We start from the raw sequence: 16,071 nt of genomic DNA on the forward strand, positions 1-16,071 counted from the left end.
CTAACTTATATTTTCTACAACTCTTCTTATTTCGTTTTTGAAAGTAATCTTCATGTTGTTCTTTCGCAGCCTGAGAGGAAGCGACAGCGGTTTTTGCATTTCCAGTGCTTCAACAAGTAATTTCTTCAATTCTCGCTCATCTTTCGGATCAAAGACCATACCATTCTCTCCATTGCTGATGAGGCATTGACTGCCAGCCTTCTCTGAGATTAAACACCAGCAACCTCCAAGCAAGGCTTCATTTGTTACCGCGCCAAATGGCTCCTGCAAACTGGGCAAACAGAACACCTGAGCCAAATTGTACCATGCAAACAGCTCATCTCCCTCATATCTGCCCACTGGTATAATTCTGACATCCTCTTTACACAACGCTCTAAGCTCCTCCCGGCAAACACCATCTCCTACCAGCACGAGCCTGTAATCTTCCCCGGCTATGCTGCGAAAAACCTTGATTAAGGTAGGGGTATTCTTCACCGCAACCAATCTCCCCACAAACAGCACTATCTTCTTCCCTTCTAAGCCATATTGACGAACCAGTTTCTCGCTAAGAGGTAGGATACGCTGGTAGCGCTCACGAGCCTTGACCTCATCCGCTATAATCGGGAAATAGATTCCTTTGGCATATTTCTGTTGGAAGAAGGCAGTTGTGTGTGAATCCACGTTAATCACATTGTCAAAGCGCGGTATCAGTATCTTCTCCGCCCACTCATGTTTCTTACTGAAATGGTGCCCGTTAATCATATCAAAACTATCGTCTATCATCCTCACCACGCTGCAATGCGCTTTGCTCAAAGCACGATATGCCACCACCATCAACGTCAGCAACCCGCATTCAGGCACCAACACAATGTCTGGTTTGAACTCCTTAATGGCCTTTACAACGCCTTTAGGGATAACCCGCAGCAGACGTTTGTCCAGATAGTCAGGCGTAAACACAAACTGTTCTTCAATTTTTGCGTAGTCAAACGTCTGGTCATGCAAATTCCGCCATGTAAGGCAAATCTTCGTCTCAAACTCCTGAGACAAGTTGTTGAAAAAGTCGATGCGATAAGGAGCAATGATAGGGTGAAAAACTAACAGTCTTTGTTTACCTCCCCCCTTAATAATTTTTTAACATCCTTAATGTCAGCTACTTTTTCATAAGAATGTATGGCAAAAACCCTTCGCTGAATAAACCTTGGCATCAGTGCAAGTATCATGATGGGATAGGTCTCTTTGGCGAATGGCCTGTAGAAAAGGGATTTGAAGCACTCACAAAGAGTACTCCACCGTTCACCATACCTCAAGTTGGTACTTGCTTTCATTTTGTAAAACCTTCCAATGAAATGCTTAAGCTCCCTCTTCTTAGGATAATCAGATTTCAGAAGCTCTTTCAGCCCTTCACAGACAGGGTCTCCACTGTCATTTGGTCTTGTGGGCTTCTCTGTAAAGGTATTCGTGATAGGCATCATATAAACCGCCGTAGCCTTCATAGAATAAGTCCAATCGGTTTTTATCGCTATTCTGGCCCAAGTCAACAGATCTTCACCTGACGTAACACCAACTGGAAAACCACCAATCTCTGTTAGAAGTGACTTCTCCACGCATACCGCACTACTCCAAACAGGTGGATGTGAACAGCTGCACACCTCGAAATAGTTCGATAACACGCCACTTTCTCCCCCAAATGGTAATTTGTTTAAAATGATAGGATGATCAACACCATTTTCATTATTGACATAGCTGGTAGACCACGCCCTGCATTGGGGATAATTTATTATTAAGGATTCTAAATTAGCTAAATGGTCAGGCAACCACACATCGTCAGCATCCAGAAAAGCCACATACTCACCACGAGCCTCTGCAATGCCTCGATTCCGCGCAGCGCTCACACCGCCATTTGTCTGTTTTATTAACCTAATTCGGGCATCTGTAAACTGCTCTACCACAGCAGCACTTCGATCCTTGCTTCCATCGTTAACCACGACCACCTCAAAATCCTGGTAAGTCTGATTCAGCACACACTCCAGCGTGCGAGCAATACTCTTTTCCTTATTGTATAAAGGTATAACTACTGATATCATTATTAACTATGAATTTCTTCTTCAACTTTAAATACCCCCTGTCTTGTCAGGTCAACTACTTTAAGGAATATGCCGAAAAGCATAAATGGCAATACATATCCTTGTTGAGCATAGGTGATTACATTATCGAAACCCATGCAGAAATAACAGGCAGCAAACGAGCCCGCTGTAACACCTCCTAAGAGTGTCAATATTATGTCACCTTTGTATTTCCATGTAATGGTTAATATCTTAAATAAAAGAAAGGCCGCAAATAATATATATAGACATAAACCGATATTTCCAGATTCGGACATCATTTGAACCCAATCAGAATGTATAAGTTGCAGACCTCCCTTGCTGTTTATATCCTTTAGCCAACCAAGGCCCCACCACATCCGCTGCCAAATGTAGGATCAGGCTTATAACAGTGATTCATAATTCTTTCCCACATATATTCACGACCATTGGTCTCAATCTTCGCCTGACCCATATTACTGATAGTAACGGTTTCTGCTTGCTTTCCAAACATTTTTTCTCTCACAGGCTGAACTAGTAATACAGAACCCACAGAAAGTGCTAACAATAGCATTACGATTGGTATTGCCTTTCCTTTTTTATACACAAGAAATAGCATCGACAGTCCAAGGATAGAAGCTCCGATACCTGTACGTACGCTCTCAAGTATAGAAGACAAAAACAAAAGACCAGCTGCGTAGAGGTATTTTCTATCAGATGTGATAACATATAACATGACAGGGATGCCAATCAATATGGAATAAAAATCAGCAAGAGAAGCGTATGCAACAAATGTACCTCCGGTGCCAAAGCAAAGAAATCCGTAAAGTGGGCTAATCAATTTAGCAGATACTCCACCTATCAGAAATGAATAGATTACACAGATTATTACCGTACGCTTCAGAAATATCCCTAAGTCCAGACTGTCTTCAATGGCATTATATCCCATCCAAAAATAGAGTATCGGTATGCTAAACTTTAGAATCATCATCCAACCTTGGAACACATAGTTTGAATAGGTCAATGTATATAGATTCCAAACTATAAAAACCAAGTACATTGTCAACACGCTGTCCCATTTCTTTACCCACCTCAATGACATGAAGACCATAATGCATATCCAAATAGCATATTTGACTAACGATAGAGGACCTAAGAAGACCATGGAGGTCATGACGCTAAACAACAAAAAAGATAGGTCTTTGCCGCAAACGCATTTTACTACTGGGGCAAAAGGGTGGTTGACCACCAAGCCTGATTGGAAGGCATATTTCCAACCATAGTAAATAAGAAGTATAGCTATAATGCTATTAATAATTAATGCCATATCAATTATAGTTTAGAATACAGTGAGCGTATAGCATCCGTATATCGTATAAAGCTATATTGTTGTACATAGTTATGCAAAGCCTTTTGACATTTTATGTACAGTTTACTGTCATCAAGCAATCTGAGAATCTTAACAGATATATCTTTTACATCTTCTATTTTGTGCAATAGCCCCACCTCACCGTCTTTCACCACCTCAGGCAGGCCACCAGTATCGCTGGCCACAACGACACAGCCATTGGCCATTGCTTCTATGGCAGTTAGGCCAAACCCTTCACTCCTCGACGGCATAAGCACAATGTCCATCTTTCCGTACCACTCGTGTAGCACTTCCTGAGGTTGTCTGCCAACCCACTCTATGGAGTTCATCAGATGGAGTTCTTCTGCCTGCTTAACCATAGCTGACTTAAGCGTACCATCGCCCACTACAATCAACTTCACCTCGAGATGCTGCTTCTTCACCTCAGCAAATGCTGGTATTACAAGATCCATGCCCTTAATTAGCTCCAGACGACTTACCACACCTATCACTTTGGGCTGATGTATAGTACGGTTGTTGCACGTCTGCATACCACATGGCAGCGCATTGTATATCGTGAAATGATTCCCTTTCTTTCTTAACTCGTACGCTTCAGAGTAGAGTGTTGAACTACCAAAGTAGGACTCCTCGGCCCGTAGCGTGATGCACTGAAACACCACTAAGACATGTTTCACGACAAAGTGCAACAGACGCAAATTGGGATAAATATCAGCTGCAGTGTGAGTGGTGGCAATCATCTTCTTGACACCAAGCAACCGAAGGATAAAAATGGGTATCGCACCGGGCGCCATATACTGCACGTGTGCCACTTCGGGGCGGCATGATTTTACCGCTCGCCTGAGTCCTTTGAACAAGAACGTCAATGTATGCCATACTCCAACAGGTCTTGTGCCATCGGAACTCAGCAACTTCACCTTGCTACCAGCCAGTTCATAGCGCTGTACCATTTCAGGCGAGAATTCAAAGTAACACACTGTCGTCACCTCATGTCCACCTTTCACCAAGGCTTGCACGAGGTTCAGTGTCTGTATTTCAGTACCACCTGTCAGCAGGCACGGAATACATACCAATACTTTCATTTTTTTTGGAAATCTTATGTTTATAATATGCCAGTGTTGGCCCGAGGTCAGTAAGGCAGACGTTGATGAAGCAACGGGTCTTGAGGAAGTCTTTCAGCCAGTGCCCTAAGGTGATGTCACCCTCCTTCACATAGAGGAGGTCGATGCTGTAATTCATCATATAGGTGGGTCGGAACTTATCCCAGTTAATTCGTTTCGTAGAATCCGCATACAGTGCATGAAGATTGACTCCGGCGCAGGTAGAAGCATAGGCCAATCCTTCGTTTCTGAAATTGACCTCCATGAAATAGTTCTTACCTTCCTTGGTATGAAGGAACTCCACGCTGAAAGGACCGTGATACCCTGCTTTACGAATAAAACGACTTACAGCCTCAGTATCCACATTAAACCGCTCCATACAATCAAACAGCCCAAATGCTCCGGCACCAACCAATCTGGCCAATGTCGATACTTATGTATCGCGCCGCCCATCACAACAACCTCATCAGTACTTACACCCACAGCATCTATCTCAAACTCCTTTTGAATAAACTCTTGTATGATGAGATATTCGCTGCGGCTTTCAAGCGCTAAGGCCTCCAGGAGTTCCCCCGCTGTTTGACAGATATGAATATCGCTCTTCTCACCCTCACTGCTTACCAACGGCTTGGTGATGACAGGATAAGGCAAATCTGCGGGTAGTGCATCCCCTCTGTGATAGACTACAGAATATGGAACAGTCAAACCACACGACTTAGCCAACTCACATTGCGCCTCTTTATTGAACAAACGACCTATCTGCTTTCCCCTACAAGGTGTAAGGAACCATTGACTAAGCAGTTGTTCCCTTTGGTCCACCCATTCCGCTGCCGCATCAAAAGTGGTCATCAAGAGCTGCCCTACCTCAGAAGCAAGCTGCTCCAAAACAGGCAAGCACGCATCCAATTCGTTTAAGACATACAGATTACCATGTTTCAGATACTTACTATAGCGAACGAAGCAATTATCCTCATGACACACCAACAGCAACGTCTGATCAATGCCACCCTCTCCAAAACTGCGCACAGCGCTGAGTGTGTTGTGCGTAGAGTCACCGATAATAACAACTTTCTTCATCTAACTTCAAAATAGAGTTCCCTACTCCATCTATTTGCCTCTACAAACACATCCGGTAGCACACCACTCCACGGCTTACCGCAGGGTGCTTTGGGGAGAATATAGGCATCTATCGCCTGCTGTTTGTAGCGGTACTCCTCATTATTCATTTTCAAGATACGGGCCCGCTTCCAATCGATCCGCCAGCAGCTATAGAACCAGAACCAAACACAATATTCGTATTGCGTGATCTTAGTTTGCATTTCCTTGCACAAGTCTGCCACAATCTCCGAGGTATGGATATGGTCGGGCCATCCTTCCCCTTTGCGGTGAGGATAGAATACCGCAACATCCGTATTATCCTTCAGCAAATCATTCAACAATGTCTTCAACCGATTTATCTCAAGATATTCCTTGCTAATCCCTCCATCAGGAAAGTCCAAGAAATGGATGCGCTCCTTGATCAGGCCATAGATAGATGCCGCCTTGACGGCAAGCCTTCTCCTTTCATTGACTAAGGATTCCTCACTCAAAGAGCAACACCCCGAATGACTCTTTCCACCTCCAGTCATGATAATCAGCTCCACCCGCTTACCCTCAGCCATCATCCGTTGCATCAACCCACAGCATCCAAAAGCCTCGTCATCAGGGTGAGGGGCGAAGATGAAGGCGGTTTCGGGCATGGGAAACAAAGACTTATGCGAGATTAATTGACGAATGAACAGTACACGGATTCTTCGGATAAAATCAATTATAATATTCATTTGTTAATAAATGTTTCGTATATTTTGTCAAGATACTTCTTTGGATGCCACAGAGCATTGTAACATGTATATGAGTTTTTAGCATAGTTGTCGTAATTTTGTAAAATTACATTAATTGCATCAATTATTTGGAAAGGGTTATCAACCAATATACCGCACTGATAATCTTCAAGATAGGATAGAGAGTGTACTTTTGTTGCAATTACCGGTATACCACACTTCAAATAATTGCCAATCTTACCTGCGGCAAGACCCATATTTTCTGCTCTATATCCAAGTTCTGCCAAGGAATATAGTGCAATACCTATCTTTGCTGAAGCAACAAGTCTATCAAGCTCTTCATTAGTAACTGGTTTCGTAGAAAAGAAGACTTTTTCACTATCTGAAACCAGACTTTTTACTGACTGAAAATAAGAATCATGTTCGACGATATGACTAGTGTGAAAAACCAATACATTATCCTTTGACCATTGCATTGCAGCCTTAGCCAGCTCTTTGCTACAAAACCACTTCCCTAAACCTCCAGAATGAAGAATGATGTTCTTGTCGGAAGGGATTTGCAGACATTCGGCAAGATAATTGTTATGTACTCTATGTTCATCTGTATAAGATGAATTCGGTAGGAACAGTATCTGATCATTTCTTAACTTGCAATATTTGCTAATAAATTCAGCATGCCAATGGTCGTGTGTGATTATGTAATTTGCAGCTTCTATTTCATTCAATTCGACAGGTTTATTTATATCAGGATATTCCAAGATAAAGTTGATGTATGTGAATGAAAAATACTTCTTTAATATCATCAGCAAATGACTTGCGTAATTATCACCTCCTATATAATAAATGGATTTGCTAAAAAGTATATTCTTTATCGTAGCGAGTAAAAGTTTAGCTGAGGTAGGTAGTTCAAACTTCTTAGTGCGCTGTTTGACAAGCACCATTTTAACGTTTGAGAAACCACTCAAATCAGAAACCGGATAATTCTCGTTAAAAGCAGAGATGATAGTAATATCAAAACCTCTTTTTGCCAAATCAACTACAAGAGTTTTTAAGTTTGGAATTTTATCGAGAAATGGGACTCTTAACAACAATGTAACCTTCATGTTATGTATGAATTATTTTAAAATTTGTTCTATTTCTTTTATTACGGATTTATATTTTGCCAACATAGAATCAGCGATTATTTTCCACGCTATCCAACTCCAATCTTTCTACTACCATGATTGGAAAGATTTGACGATAGCGAAAAGGAAAGTATTCCACACAATAAACTGTACGATTTTCGGTGTAGATTTATTTACATGCTTTCTCATGTCTTCCTTTGTTATTAGAAGGCCTGAGAGGATGATGAACATTGGTACTGCTATCGTGGTAAAAACAGAGTAATATCAATAATATGGTGTACCAATGTGTATGCATACAACAAGGAATGCACACAGGAAACGAACTAAATCCAGTGATGGGTTTCGAGCCATATTATTGTCATTTTTTATAGAATTAAATTATATCATAGTGCCTTGAATATCCGTTCCCATTCTTCAACGATGTTGCTTATATCGAATTGCTTAACATGCTCAAATGCGTTTTTAGACAAAACAGAACGATAGTCTCATCATCCAAGAGCTTGGTGAGTTTGTTTTCGAATTTTTTTAAATCGAAGGATTTTGCTAATTCTCCAGTCTTCTTGGGTAAGATAATATCATTGACTGCTTCAAAACTATCAAATGCGATAGGAACGCAACCGAATTGCATAGCTTCCACAAGAGTCATGGGAAACCCTTCAAAATTTGAAGTCATACAAATGATAGATGCTCTCTTGTAATAAGTTTGCGGGTCTTGGAAACCTACAAACTCTATATTTTCTAATTTCATTTTGTGTGCAAGCCTATCCAAGTGCTCTTTTTCAGGGCCATCACCTACGATGGTAAATTTCCACTCTGGATGCTTTTTCCATAGAGAATTCCATATTTTAAGCAATCTGTCAATTCGTTTGACATAAAAACACCGACCAACAAAAATAATTTCTTTCTTTTTGTTCTTTGGTAAGTTCAATTGCAATGGGTAGGTATTCGGGTTGTAGATATATTCAGTTTTACTTAAAAATTTTTCATCCATTTTTCTTAAGGAAGGGATGTATTGGGGTGAGAGCAGTAGTATCTTATCAGATAGTTGGTATAGCTCATTGAAATGCAAAACAGTTCGTTTCCACATTTTCTTTTTTGCATTTAAATAAATACAACATCGAGCAATCCTTTTCAACTTTTCAACAATCTTGTCATTTCTCAAGGTTACAAACTGATTCCACAGTACGTTGTAGTCGAGTAATGGATTGTTGTGAATTACAGAAATCACTTTTACAGGTAAATCTTCTGTTCGATGAAATGTTAGGTCGAAAAGTGCATCTTGGCATATAACAATATCAATTTGCCGTTGTTTTAAATAATCAATATAGAATGCATGGCTCAACTGTATATCTTTATCTTGATTGGGCAAAACATCAGTTGGAACTGGATAATGGTAATTTTTATTATCATTGTCAGACCATTTATGATGTAGATAAAACACTTTATGTCCCTTTGACAAAAATGCCTTGCATAAAGTATCAGTCACTCGTCCAACACCCCCTCGTAGGGGGTGAAAGGGAGTTGATGAAGTAAAAAGTATATTCATAAAAATTCCTTTCTAAATTATTCTCTACTTCCAAAAGTCCATACATTTTTTGATAAGTTTCTCTGCATACTTTTTATATCTGGTAGGATTGGCTATTGATTGAATGTCCAGAGGCACATTAAATGGGCTGTTTATTATTCTATTTCTTTTAAATTGGACAACATTTAAAAGGTCTAATAGTCCTTTGAATCGGCAAGTACTTTCATCAGAATCGTCCAAATTTCGCAAAAACAAAACTGGGGTCTCTAATCCAAGACAAGGTAAGGCACAATGAATGCGTGAAGTAATGACTAATCGTGCTTCAGAATACTTGTGCAATAGTTCTTCTGCACGAGCAAAGCGTTCCTCATTAGATGGTATTTCACTTGCGTCATGATACTGTGTTAATATTTCCACATTATCCATTTCCTTTCTTGGAATTAATTGACGAATAATCATATATGAACGGACGATGCAACAAAACCTGTCATAGTGATCCTTGAAATCTATGATATAGGGATTATTTTTTCTTGCACTATTAATAAATTTACTTATTCCCTTATAATAAATGAGATATTGAATATAAAACTTATACTTTTGAAATCTTCTGTTAGATTCTGGTACGTAATGTACAGCATCTACAACATAAATTTTTTCATTTTTCTTATTCGAATGATATTTATAACCTAAAGTCGTGGTTAAGCATGAAGAAAAATAAGAATCAATACCGTGGCTTTGTAAAATATCAGCAGTGTTTTTATCACGACAGCCAATCGGCTCATGTTGCCTTAGATAGTCTATACTTTTGGATGACAATAATTTTTCATAAGCTGATGAATTTATATGAAAAGCCACAAAAAGAGGACTTATTAAATCTGATGGTGGCCAATTTTCGGGTATATGTGTAAACCACCCGTTCATTATTACCTTTGATGTTGAATCAATTTCATTGAGGTAATCTCTATGAACATATGTTATGTCTTTATCTTTTGGAATGAACTGCTTAGCAGCAAGACTTTGTATGTAATCGCCAATATTGGTTTTATCAAAGCCTTCATACGTAAATAAAAGATTATTCATAATATTTTAATTTTTGATCTTTGAATTATGTCTGTAAGAATATATGATAAACTACCCCATAAGAAAAGGTTAATGCAGACGACTAACCAAGGTGATGCATTACCAAAGTAATGGTATGTGATATAGATTAATGGGGAGTGAAATAGATATACGCCAAAACTATTCTTGTCCAAACTGTCTGTAATTCTGGTATGTGTATTTGGCACGATAAAGTATAGTCCAATAACAATAAGTAGTGATATGATAGGCGTTATTGCATTTATGAAGCAGGCCGATCCTATAACACACATCAATATTGGAACAATGGCTTTATTACCGTATTGCCTTATACAGAGACCTGCCTGAAACCAAAATGCATATTTCATTCCTGCCGAAATGTTAAATATGGAAATATAAGCTATATTTGAAAGAATTTGCATTAGAAAAGTGAATGCAAGGCATAAATACCCCCCATTTTAGTTTAATGAACATTCGGTTAATAATCCACGAAATAACGAATATAAGAAATAATGCATATAAGAACCACAGATGACCATTATTGAATCCTAAAAAGTAGTCCAAATAAATCTTTACTAAAGAAACATTTTGGTAAGCAGGTATATTTAGTGCTAATTTAATAGGTAACATCCACAATAAACCAAATAATAGGTAAGGAATAATCAACCTTTTTATTTTGGACTGCAAAAAGGATTGATAATTCTTTGATTTAATGATAGAAGAATAACAACACCAACCGCTAATGAAGAAATAGAGTTCCATCTGGTATGTGTTTATTATGTTTTTCAGCGTATCGAGTAAAGGAACTGATACATGAGTTGGCATCAGATGCCAACTTGAACTATAAAGAATAATACTGTGACCTAATACAACAGTAAGGATGGCAAATACTCTAAGATTGCTTATCCTATAATCTTTTACTTGCTTCATCATTTGCGAAAAAGTTTAATCTTTTCTTCAACCATCCGATTTAAGAATTGTCTTTCTGATTGATTAAGACCGAATTTGTACATTAATAATAAGTTGATACAAACTGTAAACATAGAGATGGTGCATACATGTAGAAGAATCTGGCATTCCAGAATCTTGGAAAACAAAAGTGTGCAAGATGTTGATATGAATATAATTACACTACTTTTTAGGATAATTTCCACAATCCATTCTTTAATATTAAATTGCAGAAATACTTTTCTTAAAAAAAAGAGTCGTAAACATAATAGGCAAACGAAAACAAATAAGCGTACTATCATTACACTGTATGGTGTTCCTCCACATACAAGAACAATCCACCCAGCAAAAAAACAAAGGGAATATACAGAAGATATCGCTATCTGATAATTCTTGATGTTAGTCTGCGAGTAAATTACCATATAGATTGGAGCTGAAATAGAATCAACATACATACAGCATAACGTAAAAATGCAGAACTCAACAGAGTATGGTGGATAATCTCCTAACCATAAAGTAAGAACCTTATTTATTTCGAAAATAATAGGAATGATAAAAATAATATAGAGATAGCTAGTGATCTTGGTTGACCGCAATACTAAAGTGCGTAGGTAATCATACTCTTTAAGATTGTATGACTTTATAATTTGTGGATTGAATGCAACCATGAAATTAGAGGTAAACTGCCCGACAATGTTAGTTATCGTATTGCTTATCCCCATGGCCGCATTAGCGGTTACGTTATAAAACATATTAATCAGTACGCTCACACCTTGGTTGGAACCAACAACTGTTACTTGACCCAAAGTATTCCAACTCATAAACTTAAAAATCTCTTTAAGCATATCCTTGTCTTTGATTTTCTTGTATTTGCATATTGGAAAGTTACGGTAACAGTATATGCGATAGAATACAAAGTTGAATATACATACAGCTAATAATAAGAGTGAATAGGTAATTAATGTGTCACCGGGAAGTACTTGTATCAGGTAAACTATAAGTAACTTCAGAACGACATCAATAATGGAATAGTAAGCGTAGATGTTTAAACGCTCGTAAGCTACTATGGCAGCACTAAAAGGAGACTGTATGATACTAAGGATTGCTGTAATCACGGAAACTTGATATACTGCTTGTGCTGCAATCTCTCTTCCTTCTGGTATGTTGAGATAATACTTTATAAACAATGGTCCAAGTAATTCTGCCAGAACAAAGATTATAATAGAAATAAGTAAATGAGCCTGAATACAGACGTTGAATGTATGTCTTCCTTTTTCAATATCGTTATCTGCGATATTAGCAGTAATATATCGCTTTGTAGCTGTACTGAGTCCATTGTTGAGAAAGGAGAAAAATACTACAATCCCTCCAACAATATTGTAAATCCCATAATTCTCAAAACCTAATGTCTGAAGAATGATACGGGATGTATAAAGTGAAAGAATCATCATGACGAACATGCGTATGTACATGTACATCGCATTCTTCATGATTCTTCGATTGTTTGTACTCTGGCTCATATATTTATATGCATTAAAGATACAATAGGAGTATCGTATTAGTTGTATTGCAACCGTCCAGACTCGCTCAATATTCCATGGAGAAGTTTTCCTGTGTCATTCAAGCAGCAACTTTCGTGATTAGTCCATACACCTCCGAGAAAATTATCTATAAGTCCAAGATTAATGAATGATTGGGCTTCAATAGAGATCTTTGTATTTTCTTCCAAGTAGTCAGGCAGTCTTTTTAAATCGGGCAAGAACGCTCTGGTTACAATGGAACAGAGCCTGAGCATCTCGTCGTTATTGATCTTATTTAATAATCTTGCCTTGTAGATACTGCCCATAATCATCGCTTTGTCCTCTTATTCCGCTGCACTAAGCAGGTGAATCAAATATGCAGAGATGCGCTTATATTCTTCTTGACTCAGGCTCGAATAGAACTGATTCTTGGTTTCTTCCTCAATGTCTTCTGACGCTGTGCGAAATTTGGCCAGCTTCTTCGTAAACCACCAGTCTTTGATGGTGATAAAGACTTTTCCCAGTTTAATGAGGGAATCAACATACGGAACATCTTTGCATGTCTCAATAATGTCGGCTGCTACTTCTAACTCCAGTACCCCATTCTGCTTAATGAAGTCTGCGTCTCTTTTGCTTCTTTCTATTTCAAAAATGTTCATAAGGTATCTTTGAGTATTTTCATCTGAACAACCCTAATCTTCTTGCCAAGACCATGGAGGCATATTGCGGTTTGCGAGCTATCAAACTCAGTCCGATAAAGAATGCGTCTTGGAAAAAGCTGCGTGCCTGACTGCTTTGCGACTGTCCTGTCTTGCAGAAAGTGACAAAATGCTCACAATTGTTGAACAACAAATTGTAGTTGCCGAAATTCCACCTGCCAGAATATACGAGCAGAGCGCGGTTGCGTGCCAGCAAACGATGTCTCACGTCCTCGTTTTTGTAATTGATTTGTGTTAATGTAACGTACTCACGCTCCTCTATATCGTCCATGGATTCCAGTATGATTTCATTGCTGCCTCCTGTTCCGCCATCAGAGAAGTGTATGGCATATCCTTCCTCAATGGCCAGAAGATGGTGCTTTGCAGGGGCAATGCCAATTATGTGTATTGGATGGATATAGTGCTTTCCCATTTTGGAGTTGATGAACGCACTATGAAACTGTTCCATATTTCCTTCCAGCATACACATTAAGGTGAAATCATCTCCAAATACACTTCTAAGTTCGCTAAAGGCAGGTATACATTTGTTACGCATTTCGCTATATTTACAATGGGCAAAATGGAATGTGGCTGCCTTGTCATAATCGAAGTCTGGAATGTATTCATATACATCCGCCTCTTTGAAAAAGTCTTCAATGGAACATTTTTCAATACTGAATACGAGAATTTTGTCTTTAGTCGTCCAACAGGCTTGGTAGATGACATGATGTTTGCCAAAGATGCCAAACTGGTATTCAAACCGACTGTATTCAGCCACTATGACCGTACCGTTGTCCAAGTCATAGATGTCATCTATGTCAAGTAAATATCGCTTTTCTTCGTGTAAAAAATCTCCAAACATAATTCTCTCAGTGCAGGTTCTGTAAGTCGTTTATTACCTCATTATACATACCCGTCAACCGTCGATTTTCCTTTAAAGAATACTTTCCTTTGTCGCACATGCGGACGCAAGCAATGTGGTCGGCATTGACACGAAGGGGAAGCATGAGGAAAAGGCGGTCTTGGCGAGAGATGGCATTGACCAACGACTTGAACGTACTGATATGGGCAGGATCTATGAAATCCCATATTAGATTAACCAATACCGTGGAACGGGTGGTGTCGAACATCAGATGACGCTGGCGCACCTGATTGTCGTCGGTCATGTAGATATTCTCCAACGTGCGCTGTGCCTCAATATAATATAAGGTATAGACGGTGTAGGCGGCAAGTACTGCCTGCTGCTCTTTGTCGTGAACGTTCTGCTGCATCAGGTTGAAGGTGATGCGCCATGCTGCATCGTCGCAGAGCAACTCCTCCTGAAGCTTGTGATCGGTCTTTGCTTCGTCAAAGCTGTGTTCCATCTTCCCACGCAAGCCGGGTATCAGCCATGCATCAGTCTGACCAGCAAAGGACGGTCGGTGTCTAACTCGCTTCGAAGCCACTGTAGATAATCTTTCATGGCCTTGCTGTTGTCGGCAAGAATGTCGGGATGATGATGGTAGAAGATGTGGCTTGCCTCGTGCATCAGCAGGAATATGGTCTGACATTCCATAAAGATGTCAGTGAGAGGCAGCTTGTTATCCGACACGGTCGCCTTAAAGCTGCGAAGGTCGGCTTGGAGCAGATGTAGCAATTCCTCAGCCTTGGCATACAGGTTCTTGCCCATGGCAAGATGGTAGAGCAGGAAGTGGTGGATGGCATTGCTGCCGTCTGTCCTGTTGACCGTACCCATGTTGAACAGCGTGAATATCGTCTCAATATGCGGATTGAGGGTGATGGTCTGCTCTTCAAGGTCGATGCAGGGTGTGAATGGACCCAGCAAATCCTCTTCCATGCTGATTTCTGTGTGTTGCTCCTTGTTGTATTGGGTCAGCACATCATCATAAATCTTCCTGTTCTTCATCTTCCGAATCTACAATTCCCAATGCCTCATCAAGGGTAATTTGCTCCTGACGAATATAATGAGACTTGAAATTCACCGTCATATCGCCAGATGTTTCTTTTAGCGTCAGAATGACATCTGGCATGAGCCATGCGGAACATCCTATCTCCATTACCTCAGACTCGCCACGAGCATTGAAATTCCGCTGGAGTTTCTTCTTCACCTCTGCATAGCCTAACTCTATGTATGGTTTCAGTAATTCAGCTACGTTGTCGGGAACTTCTTTCAGATAGAGATAGTTGAATATCTCCATACTGCCATCCTGATTATGCTTTATTCTTGTCTCTTGGCGGAACGGCTCGTTATTTTGGGCTTCATTCTTCTCCTCTTTCCACTTAGAAATATTAGTTATGATATGATAGTAGAGGCTCGTAGGGGCTATGCGATGTTTGTTCAAAAGTTCAACTAACTTGGCAAGAGTACCATAATAATCTTTCTTGCTGATGTCATCTTTACTGACAAGGCCTTCAATAAACATCGGTTTTACCACTTTGAGTGCCACATCATATGGTTTGGTACAGGTGGAGAGAAGGTTGGTGTATTTACTGTACTTCTCTTGGTTTCCATTGAGTCGGTTGAGAAGTTTCTGTTCAAGTTCTTTCTGTTTCATATTGATTACACGCAATTAGGTTCTGCAACCCTTATTTTTTTTAGATGATTTCAGATGATATTTTAACCCTTTTCAGATGCCGATGGCTATTCTTATATGTCAAGCTACTTTTGTGGTGTCAATGGCCATGACAAGTGATTAATTATCTATTCAGCAACAAATAAAAATCATCATTATGAAAACAAAAATGAAGAAAATTGAATTGGTGAAAATAATTCTTGAAGTCATCCGGACCATCATTGCCGTATTGACAGCATTGGGGTTGTTATCTTGTGTAT

At 39.4% G+C, this 16,071-nt stretch carries 19 protein-coding genes and 1 pseudogene; all 20 read right to left on the reverse strand.

The window, feature by feature from the left end; genetic code table 11:
• A complete protein-coding gene (locus JCM17102_RS12620; protein WP_139262179.1) occupies positions 1-840 on the reverse strand; it encodes a glycosyltransferase in 840 nt (279 codons plus the stop codon).
• Between the two features lie 233 nt (positions 841-1,073).
• Positions 1,074-2,063 (reverse strand): glycosyltransferase family 2 protein, encoded by a 990-nt coding sequence (locus JCM17102_RS12630; protein WP_025075397.1) that lies wholly within the window; start codon positions 2,061-2,063, stop codon positions 1,074-1,076.
• A gap of 2 nt (positions 2,064-2,065) precedes the next feature.
• Complete coding sequence (locus JCM17102_RS31720; RefSeq protein ID WP_275564394.1) at positions 2,066-2,440, reverse strand: hypothetical protein; 375 nt, start codon at positions 2,438-2,440, stop codon at positions 2,066-2,068.
• Entirely contained in the window at positions 2,416-3,387 is a 972-nt protein-coding gene (locus tag JCM17102_RS27525) for an O-antigen ligase domain-containing protein (protein ID WP_275564395.1), read from the reverse strand. The genes JCM17102_RS31720 and JCM17102_RS27525 overlap by 25 nt, the downstream gene beginning before the upstream one ends.
• A gap of 5 nt (positions 3,388-3,392) precedes the next feature.
• Positions 3,393-3,959, reverse strand: coding sequence for a glycosyltransferase (locus JCM17102_RS31725; RefSeq protein ID WP_245798517.1), 567 nt, complete (start codon positions 3,957-3,959; stop codon positions 3,393-3,395).
• A 207-nt stretch (positions 3,960-4,166) separates the two neighbouring features.
• A pseudogene (locus tag JCM17102_RS31730) lies at positions 4,167-4,508 on the reverse strand (glycosyltransferase); the annotation flags it as partial.
• Entirely contained in the window at positions 4,462-4,905 is a 444-nt protein-coding gene (locus JCM17102_RS31735; RefSeq protein WP_275564396.1) for a hypothetical protein, read from the reverse strand. The pseudogene JCM17102_RS31730 and the gene JCM17102_RS31735, both read right to left, overlap by 47 nt.
• The gene (locus JCM17102_RS31740; protein ID WP_275564397.1) at positions 4,872-5,507 is read right to left on the reverse strand and encodes an ATP-grasp domain-containing protein; all 636 of its coding nucleotides are present in this window, start codon (positions 5,505-5,507) and stop codon (positions 4,872-4,874) included. The genes JCM17102_RS31735 and JCM17102_RS31740 overlap by 34 nt, the downstream gene beginning before the upstream one ends.
• Before the next feature lie 92 nt (positions 5,508-5,599).
• Entirely contained in the window at positions 5,600-6,346 is a 747-nt protein-coding gene (locus JCM17102_RS12650) for a PIG-L deacetylase family protein (RefSeq protein ID WP_033886807.1), read from the reverse strand.
• Complete coding sequence (locus JCM17102_RS12655) at positions 6,343-7,449, reverse strand: glycosyltransferase family protein (RefSeq protein WP_025075400.1); 1,107 nt, start codon at positions 7,447-7,449, stop codon at positions 6,343-6,345. Before JCM17102_RS12655 ends, JCM17102_RS12650 begins: the two co-directional genes overlap by 4 nt.
• 448 nt (positions 7,450-7,897) lie before the next feature.
• Positions 7,898-9,016, reverse strand: a complete 1,119-nt coding sequence (locus tag JCM17102_RS27535; protein WP_051572906.1) for a glycosyltransferase — start codon at positions 9,014-9,016, stop codon at positions 7,898-7,900.
• A gap of 24 nt (positions 9,017-9,040) precedes the next feature.
• Positions 9,041-10,075, reverse strand: coding sequence for a polysaccharide pyruvyl transferase family protein (locus tag JCM17102_RS12670; RefSeq protein WP_025075402.1), 1,035 nt, complete (start codon positions 10,073-10,075; stop codon positions 9,041-9,043).
• Positions 10,076-10,453: 378 nt separating this feature from the next.
• Positions 10,454-11,005 (reverse strand): acyltransferase family protein, encoded by a 552-nt coding sequence (locus JCM17102_RS32485; RefSeq protein ID WP_025075404.1) that lies wholly within the window; start codon positions 11,003-11,005, stop codon positions 10,454-10,456.
• Positions 11,002-12,540, reverse strand: coding sequence for an MATE family efflux transporter (locus tag JCM17102_RS23705; RefSeq protein ID WP_025075405.1), 1,539 nt, complete (start codon positions 12,538-12,540; stop codon positions 11,002-11,004). The genes JCM17102_RS32485 and JCM17102_RS23705 overlap by 4 nt, the downstream gene beginning before the upstream one ends.
• Positions 12,541-12,578: 38 nt before the next feature.
• The gene (locus JCM17102_RS23710; RefSeq protein WP_139262178.1) at positions 12,579-12,866 is read right to left on the reverse strand and encodes a hypothetical protein; all 288 of its coding nucleotides are present in this window, start codon (positions 12,864-12,866) and stop codon (positions 12,579-12,581) included.
• A gap of 18 nt (positions 12,867-12,884) precedes the next feature.
• Complete coding sequence (locus JCM17102_RS12690; protein WP_025075406.1) at positions 12,885-13,199, reverse strand: hypothetical protein; 315 nt, start codon at positions 13,197-13,199, stop codon at positions 12,885-12,887.
• Positions 13,200-13,218: 19 nt separating this feature from the next.
• Positions 13,219-14,100: a lecithin retinol acyltransferase family protein gene (locus JCM17102_RS23715; protein ID WP_081800216.1), complete on the reverse strand. Its 882-nt coding sequence runs from the start codon at positions 14,098-14,100 to the stop codon at positions 13,219-13,221.
• A 7-nt stretch (positions 14,101-14,107) separates the two neighbouring features.
• The gene (locus JCM17102_RS12705; protein ID WP_033886809.1) at positions 14,108-14,602 is read right to left on the reverse strand and encodes a hypothetical protein; all 495 of its coding nucleotides are present in this window, start codon (positions 14,600-14,602) and stop codon (positions 14,108-14,110) included.
• Between the two features lie 20 nt (positions 14,603-14,622).
• Positions 14,623-15,144, reverse strand: a complete 522-nt coding sequence (locus tag JCM17102_RS12710; protein ID WP_025075408.1) for a hypothetical protein — start codon at positions 15,142-15,144, stop codon at positions 14,623-14,625.
• A complete protein-coding gene (locus JCM17102_RS12715) occupies positions 15,122-15,793 on the reverse strand; it encodes a hypothetical protein (protein WP_025075409.1) in 672 nt (223 codons plus the stop codon). The genes JCM17102_RS12710 and JCM17102_RS12715 overlap by 23 nt, the downstream gene beginning before the upstream one ends.
• Positions 15,794-16,071: the final 278 nt, after the last annotated feature.

The sequence above is a fragment of the Bacteroides faecichinchillae JCM 17102 genome (genome assembly GCF_000614145.1).
Classification (GTDB): Bacteria; Bacteroidota; Bacteroidia; order Bacteroidales; family Bacteroidaceae; genus Bacteroides; species Bacteroides faecichinchillae.